Origin of the sequence: Streptomyces sp. TLI_185, from assembly GCF_003814765.1 — a bacterium.
Classification (GTDB): domain Bacteria; phylum Actinomycetota; class Actinomycetes; order Streptomycetales; family Streptomycetaceae; genus Streptomyces.
Genome location: NZ_RKRB01000001.1, coordinates 4545835 through 4560773, shown reverse-complemented (window position 1 = coordinate 4560773; position 14939 = coordinate 4545835). Strand labels below are relative to the sequence as shown.

General features: G+C 67.3%; 22 protein-coding genes and 1 tRNA gene. 15 read left to right on the top strand and 8 right to left on the bottom strand.

From position 1 onward, the window contains the following. Positions 1–422 precede the first annotated feature (422 nt). The gene (locus EDD92_RS20850; RefSeq protein ID WP_123965725.1) at positions 423–677 is read right to left on the bottom strand and encodes a hypothetical protein; all 255 of its coding nucleotides are present in this window, start codon (positions 675–677) and stop codon (positions 423–425) included. Between the two features lie 959 nt (positions 678–1636). Then, positions 1637–2395 carry a GntR family transcriptional regulator gene (locus tag EDD92_RS20845; RefSeq protein WP_123965724.1) on the bottom strand — a complete coding sequence of 253 codons (759 nt, stop codon included), beginning with the start codon at positions 2393–2395 and terminating at the stop codon, positions 1637–1639. Positions 2396–2585: 190 nt separating this feature from the next. Between EDD92_RS20845 and EDD92_RS20840 the strand changes: the two genes are divergently transcribed. The 14 genes from EDD92_RS20840 to EDD92_RS20785 all read left to right on the top strand — a co-directional run bounded on the left by EDD92_RS20840 (position 2586) and on the right by EDD92_RS20785 (position 9552). Beyond that, on the top strand, positions 2586–2915 hold the full coding sequence (locus tag EDD92_RS20840; RefSeq protein WP_123965723.1) for a hypothetical protein: 330 nt from the start codon (positions 2586–2588) through the stop codon (positions 2913–2915). Between the two features lie 2 nt (positions 2916–2917). Beyond that, positions 2918–4255, top strand: a complete 1338-nt coding sequence (locus EDD92_RS20835) for an FtsK/SpoIIIE domain-containing protein (RefSeq protein ID WP_123965722.1) — start codon at positions 2918–2920, stop codon at positions 4253–4255. 80 nt (positions 4256–4335) lie between these two features. After that, entirely contained in the window at positions 4336–4515 is a 180-nt protein-coding gene (locus tag EDD92_RS20830; RefSeq protein ID WP_123965721.1) for a hypothetical protein, read from the top strand. Then, positions 4512–4757, top strand: coding sequence for a hypothetical protein (locus EDD92_RS20825; RefSeq protein ID WP_123965720.1), 246 nt, complete (start codon positions 4512–4514; stop codon positions 4755–4757). Before EDD92_RS20830 ends, EDD92_RS20825 begins: the two co-directional genes overlap by 4 nt. A gap of 5 nt (positions 4758–4762) precedes the next feature. Further along, complete coding sequence (locus EDD92_RS49900) at positions 4763–4930, top strand: hypothetical protein (RefSeq protein ID WP_185124078.1); 168 nt, start codon at positions 4763–4765, stop codon at positions 4928–4930. 22 nt (positions 4931–4952) lie between these two features. Then, entirely contained in the window at positions 4953–5606 is a 654-nt protein-coding gene (locus tag EDD92_RS20820; protein WP_123965719.1) for a DUF2637 domain-containing protein, read from the top strand. A gap of 19 nt (positions 5607–5625) precedes the next feature. Next, the gene (locus EDD92_RS20815) at positions 5626–5814 is read left to right on the top strand and encodes a mobile element transfer protein (RefSeq protein ID WP_123965718.1); all 189 of its coding nucleotides are present in this window, start codon (positions 5626–5628) and stop codon (positions 5812–5814) included. Positions 5815–5823: 9 nt separating this feature from the next. Next, complete coding sequence (locus EDD92_RS49895; RefSeq protein ID WP_185124077.1) at positions 5824–5979, top strand: hypothetical protein; 156 nt, start codon at positions 5824–5826, stop codon at positions 5977–5979. A 23-nt stretch (positions 5980–6002) separates the two neighbouring features. After that, positions 6003–6314 carry a SpdD protein gene (locus EDD92_RS20810; RefSeq protein WP_123965717.1) on the top strand — a complete coding sequence of 104 codons (312 nt, stop codon included), beginning with the start codon at positions 6003–6005 and terminating at the stop codon, positions 6312–6314. A gap of 93 nt (positions 6315–6407) precedes the next feature. Continuing rightward, positions 6408–6590, top strand: a complete 183-nt coding sequence (locus tag EDD92_RS20805) for a hypothetical protein (RefSeq protein WP_123965716.1) — start codon at positions 6408–6410, stop codon at positions 6588–6590. A 5-nt stretch (positions 6591–6595) separates the two neighbouring features. Continuing rightward, complete coding sequence (locus EDD92_RS20800; protein WP_123965715.1) at positions 6596–6784, top strand: hypothetical protein; 189 nt, start codon at positions 6596–6598, stop codon at positions 6782–6784. Positions 6785–6788: 4 nt separating this feature from the next. Further along, the gene (repSA, locus tag EDD92_RS20795) at positions 6789–8216 is read left to right on the top strand and encodes a replication initiator protein RepSA (protein ID WP_123965714.1); all 1428 of its coding nucleotides are present in this window, start codon (positions 6789–6791) and stop codon (positions 8214–8216) included. Then, positions 8216–8428, top strand: coding sequence for an excisionase family DNA-binding protein (locus tag EDD92_RS20790; protein ID WP_123965713.1), 213 nt, complete (start codon positions 8216–8218; stop codon positions 8426–8428). Before repSA ends, EDD92_RS20790 begins: the two co-directional genes overlap by 1 nt. Then, the gene (locus EDD92_RS20785) at positions 8428–9552 is read left to right on the top strand and encodes a tyrosine-type recombinase/integrase (protein ID WP_123965712.1); all 1125 of its coding nucleotides are present in this window, start codon (positions 8428–8430) and stop codon (positions 9550–9552) included. The genes EDD92_RS20790 and EDD92_RS20785 overlap by 1 nt, the downstream gene beginning before the upstream one ends. A 90-nt stretch (positions 9553–9642) precedes the next feature. Here the strand turns inward: EDD92_RS20785 and EDD92_RS20780 are convergent. Next, a tRNA-Arg gene (locus tag EDD92_RS20780) sits at positions 9643–9715 on the bottom strand. A 424-nt stretch (positions 9716–10139) separates the two neighbouring features. Between EDD92_RS20780 and EDD92_RS20775 the strand changes: the two genes are divergently transcribed. Then, positions 10140–10493: a hypothetical protein gene (locus tag EDD92_RS20775; protein WP_185124076.1), complete on the top strand. Its 354-nt coding sequence runs from the start codon at positions 10140–10142 to the stop codon at positions 10491–10493. A 397-nt stretch (positions 10494–10890) separates the two neighbouring features. Here EDD92_RS20775 and EDD92_RS20770 read toward each other — a convergent pair whose 3' ends face one another. The 5 genes from EDD92_RS20770 to EDD92_RS20750 form a co-directional block, all read right to left on the bottom strand. Further along, positions 10891–11220, bottom strand: coding sequence for an OB-fold protein (locus tag EDD92_RS20770; protein ID WP_123965710.1), 330 nt, complete (start codon positions 11218–11220; stop codon positions 10891–10893). Between the two features lie 290 nt (positions 11221–11510). After that, complete coding sequence (locus EDD92_RS20765; protein WP_123965709.1) at positions 11511–11711, bottom strand: acyl-CoA carboxylase subunit epsilon; 201 nt, start codon at positions 11709–11711, stop codon at positions 11511–11513. 20 nt (positions 11712–11731) lie between these two features. Next, positions 11732–13315, bottom strand: a complete 1584-nt coding sequence (locus tag EDD92_RS20760) for an acyl-CoA carboxylase subunit beta (protein ID WP_123965708.1) — start codon at positions 13313–13315, stop codon at positions 11732–11734. After that, a complete protein-coding gene (locus EDD92_RS20755) occupies positions 13312–13521 on the bottom strand; it encodes a hypothetical protein (RefSeq protein WP_260326636.1) in 210 nt (69 codons plus the stop codon). The genes EDD92_RS20760 and EDD92_RS20755 overlap by 4 nt, the downstream gene beginning before the upstream one ends. A gap of 692 nt (positions 13522–14213) precedes the next feature. Continuing rightward, positions 14214–14768: an NAD(P)H-dependent oxidoreductase gene (locus EDD92_RS20750; RefSeq protein ID WP_185124075.1), complete on the bottom strand. Its 555-nt coding sequence runs from the start codon at positions 14766–14768 to the stop codon at positions 14214–14216. Between the last annotated feature and the right edge of the window lie 171 nt (positions 14769–14939).

The window sequence follows — 14939 nt, the reverse complement described above, 5'->3', positions numbered from 1 at the left end:
AGCGCGCCACCGCTGAGCAGGGGGAGAGCGATCGGCAACTGTCGTCGCTTGTCAGCGTTGGCCGCTTTCGGACGACCCATAGGCGGCCCGGCCCAGTGCCCGGATGACCCTCTCGCTCGTGGGCCAGATCGCCATCAGGTCGGGGTGTGACCGCCTGCAGCCCTGAGGCGTCTTCTCAGAGCCCGGTGCAGTCCGAATCGAATGTCGTCAATCGTCACAGCCGTCGTCAGGCTGGAGTGCCAACGCTGAAAGAGTCCGAGTAATAAAGGTGCTGTCAGCTTGCTGACTACCCCTCACGAAGGATCGAAGGTAGACCGCTACACCGGGCTGCCGTTCAGGCTAACTCCCTGGCGTAGCATCACAAGATGCACTAAAAGCAAGAATGCGCCAGAGATTAACCCCGGCGCATTCTGTAGATTTGATCACGTCGTTACCGTCTTGGAATAATACACGCTATTGTAGTAGGCGCCGAATTGGATCTTGACGCCCTCGGGGAAGTCCTTGTCGCAGTATCCCCATTTGCCGGCTCCGAGGGTGCTGCCGCACTGGCCCCACCTGCTGCTCCCATTCGACAGTTTCCAGTCGTTGGAAACGCCCTGATTGTCGGCCTTCAAGTCCTTGACGTAGAGGATGTCGCCAGCGGCTTGATAGCAGGCCGTGGTGTTGGGAGTGCTCACGCACACCTGTGTTGCATCCGGGGCGGGGCTGCCAGCCTTTGCGAGATCACCTTCATAATCAGAGGCGGATGCTGTAGTTGTCAGTGGAAGCGTAGCCATAAGAACGGCACCGAGCGTGACAGCTATCCTGAATTTGTTTTTCACAGGTCTCCCCGTTTTTCTGAAATTCAAACACTTGGAGGTCGAAGTTACGCTATCATGTGCCACGTGCTGCGTCTGTCGAATTGTTCCGATCTGGATTTGTCCGCATTGTTGCAATTTGACTCTTTTGGATCGCCTCTGAAATGAACAGGCTGGCTTGATGCCTCGGGGGTATGGCGTCCGCGAAGGCAGCGCGTCTCGCTTCATGGCATGATTGCGTATTTTGACCGCGAATCTGGGCCTTTGTCTGCCACCGCCCTTGTCGTCCTGTCCACGCAGCGGCAAACGTAGATCCAAGTGAACCTGCGACTGCGCCACTGATGGCTGCGATCGCTTTTTGATCCATGGCGCCATCTTGTGCCCGTTCTGAGCGATGCATTCCCTGAGCAACGATTTCGCCCACCACCTACCCCAGCTCCCACCCCGTCCGCCGTCGACCCACGCACCGTGGAGCGGGCGTGGTTCATGGCGTCCAGGTGGAGCGCGCCACTGTACGAACGACCTGGACGCCATGGGCCGCGTCTGCTCGGCTCTGCCTGGGTTGACGGCGGACGGGGTGGGAGCTCCCCACGCACACCACTACGGATCCGCGGCCGCGAATGGCGCCCCCATCCCGGTGCCGGCCGATCCCCCGCCGGAGGCATCGTTCTGACCGTGGCCTGCCCGTCTCGGGCTCTATCGTCCGGGCCGTAACATGCTTGCGGCCCCAGGGGCACGACCCCGGCGCCGTAGGCGCAGAGGGGTCGGGCCCAAGGGGCCAGCCCGCGCTTGCGCGGGCCCTTGATGAGGTAGAGAAACCTGTAACAACTCGCGCTGGCCTACGCGTCGAAGTCGTATTCCAGGATGTAGGAGGCGGCATCGAGCGTCATTTCGTTGATCTCGACGGGGCGCCCTTCGTCCGCGAACGCGGTCCGGCAGATGAGGATGACCGGCGTACCCGCGGAGATGCTCAACTGTCCCGCCTCATGCTTCGTGGGCATGCGTGAGCGGATCTCCTCGCGGAAGTGCACTGGCTTGTGCCCAAGTTCGGCAAGACGGGCATACGTCCCGCCGGGCCCCGTGTCCGCCTGAGTGATCGCAGACCCCGCCACCACCGACGTGGGGAGATAACTCGTCGCGAGCAGAACGGGCTTCCCATCCAGAACGAACCGCCGCCTCCTCACGCACACGGTGTCCTCGTCGCTTAGCTCAAGGACCTGCCGAATGTGTTCCGGTGCTTCCTCTTCGGTCACCGTGACCTGGTCCACGACGAGGGCGCGGTTCTCAATGTCGGCAGACCAGATGGACCGGCCACTACCCCATTGCTCTTGCGCCAGTCGCTGGATGCCTCGGCGCCTGAGAGGGCGGAAAGATCGCACGAAGACACCGGCTCCCTTGCGGGACTCCGCGATGCCTTCGTCTTTCAGCACGCTCAAGGCCTGACGAGCCGTCATGCGGGCCACGCCATGGGTGGCCATGAGGTCGTTTTCTCCCGGAAGTCGATCACCGGGACTGTACTCGCCCGACCGGATCGCCTCACGTAGAGAGTCCGCAATCCGCTGGTACTTCGGCCGACGGTCGTCGTCGGTGGTGGTCATTCGGGAGCCCTCCCTTCTTCTCTAGACAGCCTAGGCCATACATGCGGGCCTTGCCCTCTCGTGTAGCCGCGATCCCGACCCCTCAACATCTCTAGACAGATTCTCTTGACGCCTCTAGAGACGTGTGGCCTACTGGATATGTCTAGAGAGGTCGCGAACGGGCGGCCTCCAAGAACTGAGGGATGGGCTTATGCCGTCGTTCAAGATCGACGTTTCGACCGCTGTGGTGTTCGTGGCGACCGCGCCGGAGCCGAAGATGGTCAACAAGAAGACAGGGGAGCGGGCTGTGGACCGGGAGACCAACGCGAGTCTCTCGACCGTGGGCCTGCTGGTCTCGGACGAGGGGGAGGGGAACCTCTATCAGGTGACCGTGCCGGAGACCGGTCTCCCCGAGGGTCTGGCGCCGGGCATGCCGGTGAAGGTCATCGGCCTGAAGGCCCGTGACTGGGAGAACGAGTTCAACGGCCAGAAGCGGCACGGGATCTCGTTCCGCGCGGTCGCGGTCACCCCAGCGGCCTGATCATGGCCGACCTGACGACGTGGCTTGAGGCCACGGGAGCCGTAGCGGGGGCTGGCGGTGTCGGCTATGCCAAGTACCGCGCCCCCCGCATGTACTGGTCGCTGGTCGGACTGCCCGCCACCTGGGGCCGGTTCACCTTCTCCTACCGCTCGACCATGGATGTGTGCGGGCTGACGGTGCAGCCGTCCGGCCTGCGGGCGTTCATGACGCGCAACGTCGCCCGCCGTGAGGTGCAGCCGGTCGCGCCGAAGATCCGCCGCATGCGGGGCACCATGACCGGACTGCGGGTCACGCTGCGGCTTCCGGCCGGTCTGGAGCCCGCCGACGTGATCGCCTCGACCGAGCGTCTGCGCCACGCCTGGGGTGTGCACGCGGTGCGGGTGAAGGTCACCAAGCCGGGGTTCGTGGAACTGCGGATGACCGGCTACGACGTGCTGCGCCGGGTGCGGATGCCGCGCAAGGCACAGCCTCACGACCTGATCGTGCCGGTCGCGCTGCGGGATGACGGGACCGCGTTCGAGCGGGACTACCGCCAGGTCCCCATGGCGCTGACGTTGGGCGCCAACAACTCCGGCAAGTCCACCTACCAGCGCAACTTGATCAAGGGTCTGGCGCAACTGCCGGTGGCCCTGGTCGGGATGGACTGCAAGCGCGGGGTGGAACAGTCCGCGTACGCGCCGCGCCTGTCGGCGCTGGCGACTAACCCGGACGATGCCGCCTCGCTGGCCGACGTGCTGGTGGCAGAGATGGAAGACCGCTTCGACCTGCTGCAACTGCATGGCGCGTCGGACATCTGGGAGCTGCCGGGCGACTTGCGGCCTGCGCCGATCGTGGTGCTGGTCGACGAGATCGCCGAACTGTTCCTGATCTCCCGCAAGGAGGACGAGGACCGCCGCACGCGCATCGTCACCGCGTTGATCCGGCTGGCGCAGATGGCCCGTGCGGTCGGCATCTACCTGGAGATCTGCGGGCAGCGCTTCGGCTCCGACCTGGGCAAGGGTGCCACCATGCTGCGGGCCCAGCTCACTGGCCGTGTGGTGCATCGGGTCAACGACAAGGAAACGGCCGAGATGGGGCTGAAGGACGTGGCCCCGACTGCGGTGCCGTCCGCGTGCGTGATTCCGGCGGACCGCCCCGGTACGGCCGTGGCCACCGACGCGTCTGGCGGCTGGTGCCGGATCCGTACTCCCGAGATCTCCCGCGAGGAAGTCGCCGCGACCTGCCGGGACTTCGCCCACCTGGTGCCCGACTTGCCGTTCCTGGCACCGTTCCGGCCCGGCGTCTCCGGGCCTACCTCTGACGGCCCCTCGCTGATCAAGCCTGCTCCGGCCGTCGACTGACACCCCCCTGCTTCACCGGTCGGCGCGACCGCATCGCGCCAGGTCCCTACCCCAGCCATGCCGAAAACAAGGAGAAGACGATGTTCCGACGCAACGACACGAACGCCGCTGAGCTGGAAGAGCAGCGTCAGGCCCAGGTCTCCCGCCGCCACGGCGACTACGGCGACTGCGACCCGGTGGGCGCGGAACTGCTCATGCCGGAGGACAGCCCTACCGCGCGATGGGCCGCGCGCCAGGCCGAGCGCCGCTCCGGTCGGTGACCGCCGCCATGAATCCCCGCGCCGAACGCGACGAATACGGCTTCACTCCCGAGGAGCGAGACGACAACGGCCGACTCGGCTACCTCTACGACACCCTCAAGAACGATCTCCACTTCGGGCTGGTCGTGGACGCGTTCGTCACGGTCGTGGCCGGTGCCCTGGAGGCCGAGTGCTTCGCCCTCAACCACGGCCAGTACCCGCCTGCCGGTCACGGCTACCCGCGGCTCGACGAGGACGACTGATCGTCATGGCCGCGACCAAGCCCATCGCGCCCGCCGAACCGGCGAAGTGCCCGACCTGCAAGGGCACCGGCGAGGTCTCCCGCACCGTCCACGTCGGCCGCAAGCGCCGCCCTGTCGGACGACAGACCGGCATCTGCCTTACCTGCCTCGGCTCCGGCGAAGCCACCGACTGAACTTCGAAGGGAGGTACACATCATGAACCGCACGATCCGCCCGGATGCCGTCCTGATTCAGGCCGTCATCGCTGGTGCCTTGTCCTTCGCCCACCTGCACGACCTTGCCGAAGCGGCCGGACAATCCGGCTGGAAGGCCTGGGCCTACCCGATCTCGGTTGACCTGCTGCTGGTCGCCGCGTGGCGCCGACTGCGAACCGCCCGCCGGGATCGCTCCGCCTGGACCTGGTTCGTCATCGCCCTGTCCGCCTCGCTCGGCGCCAACGTCGCCACCGCCGGACTCCTCGACCTGAAGCACGTGCCCGCCTGGCTCTCCATCCTCGTGGCCGGTTGGCCCGCCCTGGCCTTCCTCGGCGGCACCCTCCTCGTCCACGCACCGGACCAACCAGCCGCTCCCGCACAGCCTGTGAACGAGGTGGCCGCGCCGGAAGTCGAGACGCACCGCACCGACAAACCCGCCCCCGTCCCCGTGCCGGAGCTGGCGCCCGCCAAACCTGAGGCACCCCCGGCCGACACCCCGGCCGTTCCGGTCGCACTGCTGGACCACGCCCGGAAGATCGCCGACGCCCACCGCGCCTCCACCGGCACCCCGATGCCCGCCGATGCCCTGTCGGCCCGCCTCCAACTGCCCACCCCGATGGCCAACGCGATCGCCGCACAACTCCAACTCACCTGACCTGAAAGGAAGTTCGCCCGTGACCGCCTACCGCCGCTTCCGTGACCGCCGCCGCATCGGCCCTGTCGAGGTCGCCACCTATCACGACGGCCGCGGCCGCGAGAAGCATGCCGCCGCCTGCACGGCCCCCGGCTGTGGCTTCTCCGGCGACTACGCCGACCGCGCTGGCGCCGAACTCGCCGCCAACACCCACCGCTGCAAGGCCTAGGAGATCCCCGTGGACGTTCCGCTCTGGCTCGCCGTGATCGTCGTCGGATGGCTCGGCGTCAAGCTCACCCGCCCGCCCATGTGGCTGGTCGTCCTGCTCCTGCTCGGCGGCTACCTCATCGCCAGTAGCTTCCTCGGCCCCGTCGTCGGCTCGGTCGTCAAGTAACCCGCACCGAAGGGACATCACCCGTGTTCACCCCGAAGTACCCGCCCCAGGACACCGCCCCGCCGGCCGTTTCGACCGCCCCGGCCCCGGTGCCCGACGCCCAGGTCGCTCATGCCCCGGCACCGGCCCCGATCGCCCCGGCCTCCAACAGGCCCACCGTCCAGCTCACCCCCGGCAGCGCGCTCGCCCTCGCTGCCGGTGGAGGCGCCGTGGTCCTCGTCGTTGGCGCGGTCCTGGTCTCTCTGCTGCTCGCGGTCGCCATCACCGGCATGTCCGTGGCCGTGGTCGCGGTCGTCCTCCGCTCGCTGCTCAAGGACCTCGACAAGCACCGCTGAACGGCCCCCGGGGCGGCTCTCTCGCCAAAGAACCGCCGCCCCGGACGCCTGCACCACTTCCAGATCCAACGGACCCGAAAGGGAAGCCTCATCATGCCTCAGCACGCCTCGAACACGTCCGTCTGCCGCGACTGCGGCGGCTTCGCCTCCGCTGCCATCGACACCGGCACCCGCGACGACGAGGGCTCCCGCGTCACTCTCCACGTCGACTGCCCCTCCTGCCGCGGCACCGGTCACACCGCCCGCACCGCCCGCCTGGCCCGGACGGGGAGGTGAGCGCCGTGGCCGACCTGACCCCGACCCCGGACCGCCCCGGCCTGCACGTCAGCAAGCCGTCCCCGTCCGCTCCCGCCACCGCATCGGCTGTCTGCCACTGCGGCGCCTCCGCCACCGCCACCGGCGACGACCAGGTCAAGGCGCTCGTCGAGGGCTACACCGCCAACCACGGCCCCGCCCACGGCAGGAGGTGACCACGTGACCGACACCGCCACCCTGGCGGGCCTCGATGCGGCCACCCTCACCGACGTGCTGAGGGTGGCCAACTCGGCCGCCTTCGACCGCTGGCAAGAGCAGATCCGCCGCACGGGCGGCTGCTCCGACCCGATCCGCCTCATCGGCGGCACCAAGACCATCGACCCGGCGACCAAGACCGTGCTGCACGCGTACTCCACGGACACCGAGCCGGGCGGCATGCTCCGGATCGCCTGCGGCAACCGGCGAGCCTCCCGGTGCCCGGCCTGCGCCTGGACCTACGCCGGAGACACCTACCACCTGATCCGCGCCGGGCTCGTCGGCGACCCCGCCAAGGGCACCCCGCACACCATCCGCGATCACCCCCGCGTCTTCGCCACCCTCACCGCGCCCTCGTTCGGCCCGGTTCACAACCGGCCCGGCCAGCGGCCCTGCCGCTGCGGGATCCGGCACTCCGAGGACGCGCCCGAACTCGGCACCCCGCTCGACCCCGACACCTACGACTACGCGGGTGCGGTGCTGTGGAACAACCACGCCTCCGAGCTGTGGCGCTACTTCACGATCTACCTCCGGCGTGAGATCGCCAAGCGCGCCGGGCTCACCCAGAAGGCAGCCCGTGAACAGTCCCGCGTCTCCTTCGGCAAGGTCGCCGAGTACCAAAAGCGCGGGGCCGTGCACTTCCATGCCGTGATCCGCTTCGACGGACCGGATGGGCCCGACGATCCGCCCCCGGCCTGGGCCACCCTCGACCTGCTCACCAACGCAATCCGCGCCGCCGCCGAACGCGTCGAGGTCGACGTCCCTCCGGCTCGGTACCAGCCGGACCCGAAGCAACCGGCTATCACCCAACCGGCCCGAACCCTGCACTGGGGCTCTCAGCTCGATGTCCAGCCGATCGGCGCCTTCGGCCACGGCGAGGAGGTCACCGAAGCTGCCGTGGCCTCCTACGTCGCCAAGTACGCCACCAAGGCGGCTGAGACCACCGGCACGGTTGATCGCCGGATCGGCAATAAAGAGGCCCTGGCCCTGCTCGGCGTGCCCGATCACCCCGCCCGGCTCATCGCCGCGTGCCTCGACCTGCACGCGCTCTACCCGGACCGCAAGCTGCGCGACTGGGCTCACATGCTCGGCTTCCGCGGCCACTTCTCCACCAAGTCCCGCCGCTACTCCACCACTCTCGGCGCCCTGCGCCAGGTCCGCGCCGACTACCGCGCCGCCCAACAACGCGAAGCGCTCGGCCTGCCCAACCCCGACGACGACCCGGAGGCAACCACGCTCACCCTCGCCCACTGGACCTACGCCGGACACGGCCACACCCCCGGCGAATCCTGGATCGCCGCCAACATCCACCGCGACATCCAGCACAACCGCGAAACCGCTCGCGAAGCTCTGGCCGACATGCCGGATCACGAGACGGAGGGTGAGTGGTGATGGCTGATCAACTCTTGGACGTCAAGCAGGTCGCCACTCGCCTCGGTACAGGCGTCCGCTTCCCTCGTCGGCTGATCGAGGAACGCCGTATCGCCTTCGTCAAGGTCGGTCGCAACGTCCGAATCTCGGAACGCGTGCTGGACGAGTACATCGCCGTGAACACCGTGCAGCCGGTGACCATCCGTTCTGGCGTGCTCAGGAGGGCTGCCTGATGGCGAACAACCAGGGCAAGCGTCGTCGGTTCGGCTCCGTCCGTCAGCTCAAGTCCGGTCGCTGGCAAGTCCGTTATCGCGATCCGAACACTGGACAGCTCCGTAGCGCAGAGAAGACGTACGCGACCAAGACCGATGCGGAAGTCGCACTGGCCCAGATCGAGGCGGACATCACTCGTGGTCAGTGGGCCGATCCCGACGCGGGCAAGGTCCACTTCGGCGAGTACGCCATGGCATGGCTCCGGGATCGCAAGCTTGAGGAACGGACACGCGAGCGGCATGAGTCGGTCATCCGGCTGCACCTGCTGCCCACCTTCGGCAAGCGTCCGCTGTCCTCGATCACCACGGCACAGGTGCGGGCTTGGCGTACGGAATGGCTCACCCGGACCGGTGAGCCGACCGTGGTCAAGGCGTACCAGATCATGAGGGCGGTCCTCAATACGGCCATCGATGATGAGCTGATCCGGCGCAACCCGTGCCGAATCAAGGGTGCCGACCGCTACGACGTGCCGGAACGGCCGACCCTCAGCGTGGCCGAGGTGTTCGCCGTGGCCGACGCGATGACCCCGCGCTACCGGCTGCTCGTCCTGCTGGCTGCCTTCACCGGGCTGCGCTTCGGGGAGCTGGCTTCGCTGCGCCGACGGGACATCGACACGGAGAACGGCGCGCTCATGGTCCGCCGCTCACAGGCAGAGATGCAGACAGGGGCGCTCTTCGACAAGGCGCCCAAGTCGGCTGCCGGTGTCCGCCCGGTGGCCTTTCCGACCGAACTCCTGGCGGACGTGACAGGACACCTGGAGAGCTTCGCCGGGCCCGGCCGTGACGGTCACGTCTTCGTCGGCCCCCAGGGAGGTCGGCTCCGCCGGAGCAACTTCCGGGACGACTGGATCAACGCGCGGACCAAAGCAGGCATCACGGCAGACGTGCACTTCCACGATCTTCGGCACACCGGGAACACCCTCGCCGCCTCCGGGGCGAGCCTGCGTGAGCTGATGACGAGGATGGGCCACAGCACGCCGCGCGCGGCACTGATCTATCAGCACATGGTCAACGGCCGTGACCGCGAGATCGCCGATCGGCTCGGCTCGATGATCCGCAAGGAACGGGGGGAAGCGGACTCCTAGCGGACCTTGTGGCACCTGTGTGGCACGACCGTGATCATGGCAAAGGGCCAGTTCGAGAGGATCAAGCCTCTGAACTGGCCCTTAGTGCTGTGCCCCCGGCAGGATTCGAACCTGCGACACCCGCTTTAGGAGAGCGGTGCTCTATCCCCTGAGCTACGAAGGCGGAGCTTGACGGAAACCTTGCGGGAAACCCCAGAGGGGTAGCCCAGCCCGGCTCGGCAAGCGTGCTGGTCAGGTGGCGTGCCCATGCTGTGCGGGTGATGCCCTCACGGACACTTTCCCGGGCACATGCCTGGTAGCCGACTGACCGCTGACAGCCTAGCGGATCAGGCTGGGCGTGGTCGCCTGGATTGTCGTGGGAGCGGGTCTTCGGTGAAGACACGGCTGTGACCTGGGGGTTCCGGGCGTCTGGGGCGATGAGTGGGGATGTTGGGGCCAGTGCGGGGGCGCGGATCGGCGGCTGGGGCGTCCGTTCTGTCCTCCTGCCCTCCTTGGCCAGGCGTAAAGGGCGATGGCCGCACTCCTGGGTGGGGGGCGGCCATCGAGGCGGTGGAGAGAAGCCAGGCGACGCGGGGCGCCTGCTGAGGGTGGCTGTGGGCTTCGAGGTGGATCTCGCGGCTGGTGGCGTTCTGGGAGAGGGCGAAACCGAGTACGAAGATCTTCCGACGCTCGACGCCGTAGGCGCTCACGCGCCGGTTCCAGAGGCTGAGGTCGAACTGGCTGTGCACGGACTCGGAGTCGGCGCGGTAGGGGTGGAGGAGCTGGTGGGTCGGGCTGGCCTGGGGGATCTGCTGGAGGTATTCGGCGCGGTGGAAGCCGCGCTCGCTGTCGCTCTTGAGGCGCTGGCCGGTGTCGGCCGAGCGCAGTGCAGGGTCGACGGGGTGGTGGTGATGCCCACGGGACGCGGTAGTCGTGGTCGCCGTGTCGGCGCGGGATCTTGAGGAGGTGGTACCAGCGGCTATTGGTGGGTCCGGCCCGGTGCTCGAGTCTGATGATCGGGACGGGGTGAGGAGGCGGGTGCCGTCGTCGATGCGGATGCTTTCGGCGATGCGCCCCTGGTCGCACCACAGTTCGTGGCCGCTTCGGCAGGGGCTGATGTGCTCGTAGAACCATCCTGGGCATCCCCAACGATCCGGATACCTACGGAACTTGATCAAGCCCTGTCGCCGCACACCTCAGTCACCCTGAGGTGGTCCACGCTGGAGAGCCGGATGATTCCGAGGTCGAATCCGGTGGCACCAGGCGAAACAGTGCATGCCGCGCAGGGCTAAAGATCAAGTTCGGATCGACCTCGGGTGTGCCGGTCGTTTGCCGCTCTGGGAAATGGGCCCCAGGGAATCACGGGGTGAGGAGTTCGCACTCCTTGATGACCAGCACTGTTCCGTCCTCGCTGAAGACCCGACATTCTCCCTTGACGGTGACGGGGACGCCCAGGGGGACGCTTCGCACAATCCTGAATGATTCCTTGATTCGGTGGTCAAACGGCAGCACGAAGATGGCGAGGTGGGGGCCTCCGGGGACATCTGACACATCCACCACCGGCGTACCATATTGGCTTTCGCCCGTCCGGATCGAGACTCCCTCGAGAGTGAGGAATTTCCCATAGTAGGCACGCTCGGCGGCGGCGCGGTCCGCCGTGAATTCGTTGTGGAGGTCTCGAATTTTCATTGGTTGCCGCTTTCTTTAGTGTCGCGTGATCCTGCTGGTCTTTTTCGAGTTGTCGTCGACTAGTGCTCCGCGCTTGAGATCGCCGTCGATGTGGTGCGGAGCTTGGCGTTGAGGTCTTTGACCGAAGTGACACGGCAGCCGCCTGGCGGCGGAAGTGGTGGGGTCGCACCGGGCGCGTGCTGTACACGGTGACGACGCTCGGGCGATCGGCTTCCTGACCGTCGTCTTCGCCAGCAATATGGTGCTGACGCCGTTTCGGCTGAAACCACGTTGAACCGAGGCGGGCGGCATCAGCGCCACGAGACGGGGCTGCGGTAGCCGGCCACGCGCTCGAGGCGGCGCCAGCGGGCCTGCGGGCGGCGGTTGCCATGGGCGAACCGCGGAGTGGTGGCACGCTGCGCGGCGGTGCGAGTCGTCAGAACCGCGATCAGCGCGGCGAGTTCCTCGGGAGTGGGATCGCCGTGGATGATGCGGAGGTCCCCCTGGTCCATCTGCTGCTCCTTCGGTGCGCTCACTGGGGTGGGTTGCCGTGCTTGCGGGCGGGCAGGTCCGCGTGCTTGGTACGGAGCATCTGCAGGGAGCGGATGAGCACCTCGCGGGTGGCGGCGGGGTCGATCACGTCATCGACCAGGCCGCGCTCGGCGGCGTAGTAGGGGTGCATCAGCTCGTCCTTGTACTGCTGCACCATCTCCACGCGCTTGGCCTCCGGATCCGTGGCGGCGGCGATCTCGCGGCGGAAGATGACGTTGGCGGCGCCCTCGGCGCCCATCACGGCGATCTCGTTGGTCGGCCAGGCGAACGCGAGGTCCGCGCCGACGGAGCGTGAGTCCATGACGATGTACGCGCCGCCGTAGGCCTTGCGCAGCACCAGCGAGATCCGCGGCACGGTGGCGTTGCAGTACGCGTACAGCAGCTTGGCGCCGTGGCGGATGATGCCGCCGTGCTCCTGGTCCACGCCCGGCAGGAAACCGGGCACGTCCAGCAGGGTGACCAGCGGGATGTTGAAGGCGTCGCACAGCTGCACGAACCGCGCGGCCTTCTCGCTGGCGTGGATGTCCAGGACACCGGCCAGCGACTGGGGCTGGTTGGCGACGATGCCGACGACCTGCCCGCCCATGCGGGTGAGGGCGCAGATGACGTTGGTGGCCCAGCGCTCGTGGATCTCCATGAACTGGCCCTCGTCGGCCAGCTCCTCGATGACCTTGCGCATGTCGTAGGGGCGGTTGCCGTGGGCCGGGACCAGGTCCAGCAGCGCCTCGCAGCGGCGGTCGGCCGGGTCCTCGGTCATCTCGACCGGCGGGGTCTCGCGGTTGTTCTGCGGCAGCATCGACAGCAGGAACCGGACCTCCTCCAGGCAGGTCCGCTCGTCGTCGTAGGCGAAGTGCGCCACCCCGGACACCTCGGCGTGCACGTCCGCGCCGCCGAGGCCGTTCTGGGAGATCTGCTCGCCGGTGACGGCCTTGACCACGTCCGGGCCGGTGATGAACATCTGCGAGGTCTCGCGGACCATGAACACGAAGTCCGTCAACGCCGGGCTGTAGGCGGCTCCGCCCGCGCACGGGCCGAGCATCACGCTGATCTGCGGGATCACGCCCGAGGCGCGGGTGTTGCGCTGGAAGATGCCGCCGTAGCCGGCGAGCGCGGTGACGCCCTCCTGGATCCGGGCGCCGGCGCCGTCGTTCAACGAGACCAGCGGGGCACCAGCCGCGATGGCCATGTCCATGATCTTGTGGATCTTCTGCGCGTGGGCCTCGCCCAGGGCGCCGCCGAAGATCCGGAAGTCGTGCGCGTACACGAACACGGTGCGGTCGTGGACGGTGCCCCAGCCGGTGATCACACCATCGGTGTAGGGCTTCTTCGCCTCCAGGCCGAAGCCGGTCGCGCGGTGCCGGCGCAGCGGCTCGACCTCGTTGAAGGAGCCCTCGTCCAGCAGCAGCTCGATCCGCTGCCGCGCGGTCAGCTTGCCCTTGGCGTGCTGGGCCTCCGTGGCCGCCACGCTCGGCCCCGCCAGCACCTGCTCACGGATCGCGTGCAGCTCGGCGACACGGCCATGGGCGTCGCTGGTGCTCACGGGGGCTACGGTGAGCGCGGTCATGCCCGGTATTCCCAGCCGGGGTTCCACACGAACAGGCTGCGGACCAGCGCCTCGATCCGCGCACCGCCGAGCAGGCGGTCCAGCGACCACTTGTTCGCGGAGTGCGCGATCAGCAGGATCCGTCGGCCGTCCCAGCGGTCGATCAGACCCAGCTTGGCACGGCCCAGAACCGCTTCTTCAGGCCGATGGTCACCGATGGTGGTCATCACGCTCGCCTTTCTCGCGGCAATTCGGGTGTGCGGTGCTGGGACGGGAGGTGCTGGGAGGTGCGGTCGGAGTCGGTGGCCGGGAGGGACAGCGTGGCCTCCACCTGCCGACGCAGGTCGGGGTCGGTGAACGGGCCCGCCGCGCCGATCACGCCGTCGGGGCGGACCAGGACCGCGTCGGGGGGATGCAGTCCTGGTCCGCGCAGGTCCGCCGGGGGCGGACCCGAGAGCCGGACGACGGGCCCGTCGTCCGGAGCCGTGGGTGCGAGGCCACCGCCGGTGACCGTCGCCGGAGCTTCGGGCGCGCGGTCACGCGACGCTGAGCAGCGCGACCTGGTGGCGAAAGAGAAGGATCTCCGCGTCTTTCCAGGCCGCCGAACGCCGTGGCCGCAGCCACACCGGTATCCGCAGCGTCAGAAGAAACACGGATCGTAGCCACACAGCCGGCCATGCACGGACGGCATTGTCGGCAAGCTCAGGAGGAGTTGGTTCGGCCGCCGCCCTTAGGGTTTCAAGACTGCTTCACCGAGCCTGAGTCGAGCTTCTTCGCTGAACTTCCGTCGAGTTCAGCGAAGGAAGCGGCGGTGACATGCAGGAACGCGCGGCCTGGGGCTGGGCCCAGAGTGAAGATCGTGATTATTCGTGAAAACTCGAAGAAATCACGAATAATCGAGGTTCAGGAATAACCGAGGTCAGCCGGCCGGCGTCTCACTGGTCGAGATGAGCCTGTGGTATTCCTTGGCGTCCAGAATGAGGGTCTCGTCCGACGGGTCGAAGATCATGCCGTAGACGGCGTGAACACCCTGATAGTCCAGCTGGCAGAACTCCAGCGTCTGAGTGACCGGGGCGAGGTACTCGTCGAGGGGCCGTCGGGCGAGGCCTTCCGCGGCGTAGGTCTCCAGAGTGCTGCCGACCGTTACGGCCAGCCAAGCCTTCTTGCCGCTCAGCGCGGAGGCGGAACCGTCGAAGGTGAAGGCGAAACCGTGAACCAGCACCGCGTCGAACCAGGCCTTGAGAAGCGAGGTCACGTTGTACCAGTAGACCGGGAACTGGAGAACGATGGTGTCGTGCTCGCGCAGCAGCTGGTGCTCGCGTGCGACATCGATGTTGAGATCGGGGTAGGTCTGGTAGAGGTCGTGGACGGTGACGTTGTCCAAGTCCTTGATCTCGGCGAGCCGGGCGGCGTTGGCACGGGATTCCGCGAGGTTCGGGTGGGCGACAATGACGAGGGTGCGATTTGTGGTCACTGACTGTTCCATTTCTCATGTAGGACGCAAACCCGTGTGCGTCCTTACCGTCAATACTGGCGGGCAGGTCGGCCGTGGCCGCGGTCATGCGTTCCTCTCGAGCGCTTTGAAAGGGCGATCGCTTTCGGAACTGGCGGCTGCGTCTCTTAGTAAAGGCGGTCGGTGGTCCGA

What these genes read in the sequence shown, in the direction of transcription:
- EDD92_RS20845 (WP_123965724.1), bottom strand. Translation starts at nt 2,395, where the DNA reads ATGACCACCACCGACGACGACCGTCGGCCGAAGTACCAGCGGATTGCG.
- EDD92_RS20840 (WP_123965723.1), top strand. Translation starts at nt 2,586, where the DNA reads ATGCCGTCGTTCAAGATCGACGTTTCGACCGCTGTGGTGTTCGTGGCG.
- EDD92_RS20835 (WP_123965722.1), top strand. Translation starts at nt 2,918, where the DNA reads ATGGCCGACCTGACGACGTGGCTTGAGGCCACGGGAGCCGTAGCGGGG.
- EDD92_RS20830 (WP_123965721.1), top strand. Translation starts at nt 4,336, where the DNA reads ATGTTCCGACGCAACGACACGAACGCCGCTGAGCTGGAAGAGCAGCGT.
- EDD92_RS49900 (WP_185124078.1), top strand. Translation starts at nt 4,763, where the DNA reads ATGGCCGCGACCAAGCCCATCGCGCCCGCCGAACCGGCGAAGTGCCCG.
- EDD92_RS20820 (WP_123965719.1), top strand. Translation starts at nt 4,953, where the DNA reads ATGAACCGCACGATCCGCCCGGATGCCGTCCTGATTCAGGCCGTCATC.
- EDD92_RS20805 (WP_123965716.1), top strand. Translation starts at nt 6,408, where the DNA reads ATGCCTCAGCACGCCTCGAACACGTCCGTCTGCCGCGACTGCGGCGGC.
- EDD92_RS20790 (WP_123965713.1), top strand. Translation starts at nt 8,216, where the DNA reads ATGGCTGATCAACTCTTGGACGTCAAGCAGGTCGCCACTCGCCTCGGT.
- EDD92_RS20785 (WP_123965712.1), top strand. Translation starts at nt 8,428, where the DNA reads ATGGCGAACAACCAGGGCAAGCGTCGTCGGTTCGGCTCCGTCCGTCAG.
- EDD92_RS20770 (WP_123965710.1), bottom strand. Translation starts at nt 11,220, where the DNA reads ATGAAAATTCGAGACCTCCACAACGAATTCACGGCGGACCGCGCCGCC.
- EDD92_RS20765 (WP_123965709.1), bottom strand. Translation starts at nt 11,711, where the DNA reads ATGGACCAGGGGGACCTCCGCATCATCCACGGCGATCCCACTCCCGAG.
- EDD92_RS20760 (WP_123965708.1), bottom strand. Translation starts at nt 13,315, where the DNA reads ATGACCGCGCTCACCGTAGCCCCCGTGAGCACCAGCGACGCCCATGGC.
- EDD92_RS20755 (WP_260326636.1), bottom strand. Translation starts at nt 13,521, where the DNA reads ATGACCACCATCGGTGACCATCGGCCTGAAGAAGCGGTTCTGGGCCGT.